This is a genomic window from Microcoleus sp. Pol12B3, from assembly GCF_036701355.1.
GTDB lineage: Bacteria > Cyanobacteriota > Cyanobacteriia > Cyanobacteriales > Microcoleaceae > Microcoleus.
This window is the reverse complement of the sequence record NZ_JAUBQS010000156.1, coordinates 1-1919: the sequence shown is the minus strand read 5'-3', so window position 1 is coordinate 1919 and position 1919 is coordinate 1. Positions and strand designations below refer to the sequence as shown.

The window sequence follows — 1919 nt, the reverse complement described above, 5'->3', positions numbered from 1 at the left end:
GGAATAAGCTCCATTTCTGGAATAACTTTTCAAGCAAACTTCCTGACTGGGTCAAAATAATAGTCACAAGGTTTATAATCAATGACCTCGCCTTCGAGCCTCTCTAACAGCATGGGGGGTGCTGAATTAAGGAATGAAGATCGCGGGTACAGTGGCATCACTACACTTGAGGTAATGAATTAATCTGTCGGGGCGACAAGTTGCCTATAATGCTGATTTAATAAGTGGCGTTGCTGAATTGATGTATGATGTAGCGATCGAGATCCAAAAACATTATTCAAAACAGGATGGAATCTTTAGCTACATTTAATAGTTAGCAGGATATGGGGTGGGAACATCCCAGAACTTGAGATAGTGAATTAGTAATCTAACTGAATGTGCTAGCATTTCTTTTGACGCGAGAATAGCAAAGTGTCTTACGATGAAGTCGAGCTTGCATAGTGTCTAAGCCTTGTATTTTCTCCCTCTACTCTAGTCATATAAGTTTTACAGATAATCTGGTCTCCATCTGGAATAAATATCGGATAGACTGGCCATCCATCCGTGACATAAAAGTAGCATTTCCAGCTACCGACTAGTTCCCATAATGGCTGAAAAGTTTTTGCACTATGGTCGCCCATTACCCATCCTAAGATTCCTGGTTGAAAGTGATTGACCGCCGTCGCTCGCCAGATTTTGTTTTTTTTGAGCCGACAAATGTTTCCAACTCATCCAGTTCCCCCACCTCGGGAATTATTTCTGAATCCTAGGCATTTGGGAGCAATTCTCCTACCTGCTTAACCCAATTAATAATACTAGTGTGATGGACTCCTTTAACTCTCTCAATTGCCCTAAAACCCATGCCATTGACATACATTTTTAGACACTCTCTTTTAACTTCCTGTGCATACCCTTGATGGGATTGATAGGAATCTATGAATTGCCTACCACAATCAACACATATATGATTCTGTTTACCTGCTTTATGCCCATTCTTATTAATACGAGTTGACTTGCATTCAGGACATTCGATTGACTCTAATTTGCTGTTCATTGTTTTTCGTCAACTTTGCTCTCGATCGCTATATCATACATCAATTCAGCAACGCCTAATAAGTCTCATAGCTCTCAAGCGTTGTTGATAATTAGGTAGTTTGTGTGGGGACAAAGACATTAATTCAACAACAACCAGCCAATTACTAGATTAAATCGACCCATGATTCACCCCACAGTCCAATATAAAAAGTGCTATGTCTAGCATATTTTCTGTGACTTTCTGTTTTTCTACCTAGATATTCTTGAACTTGCTTTGACTTAATATCTATCCCTTGGATTATGCTAATGATAGCAAAATTAATAATTTACTCAATCGGTTGCCCGTTAAATTAGTCCTTTCCAAGTTATATCCTCAGCTCTTAAACCCACATTCCGCACCCCAACTGTCACATGGGGTGCGGGCGGGCTGTAAATTTCCTAGGATAGTCTAGCGCGAACCGAGCGATACATTATACCCCAATACGGTTCAGTTAAGAGTTATGCAGTGCTTAAAACAATAAATACAGGAGGATTCATTATTATTCCAGTACCTCTGTGTTTAACTTGTTTAGAGCGAAATTTTGAGACAGGCTTTTTCACAACTCTTGGGTTGTTTCTCTGAACCCTTTGAGGTAGAAGTTGGTCAAGTATCTCCAAAGTCAACCAATTCAAAAAAAGGGAAGTTCCTGTGGTTGTAACCGCTGAAATTTTGGGAGATCGCGACGAATAACTCGTAATGTTCCAGTAAAAGAAAGACGCAATGGTGAAACACCTGCGTTGCTTGCTGAAGAGAAAAATTAATGACCGTACAGCCCAATGTCCTAGTAGTAAGTAGCTAGACAAAATTAATTACATAGTTTTCTCCAAATTCTTTCAGGATTTTTTCCACAGAGGTAACAAAAGTT

The 1919-nt window shown here is 39.6% G+C and carries 2 pseudogenes; both read right to left on the bottom strand.

What is annotated here, in order from left to right:
* Nucleotides 1–306: 306 nt before the first annotated feature.
* A pseudogene (locus tag QUA53_RS28935) lies at nucleotides 307–1012 on the bottom strand (IS1 family transposase).
* 670 nt (nucleotides 1013–1682) lie between these two features.
* Nucleotides 1683–1842, bottom strand: a pseudogene (locus QUA53_RS28930) (IS4 family transposase); the annotation flags it as partial.
* Nucleotides 1843–1919 lie beyond the last annotated feature (77 nt).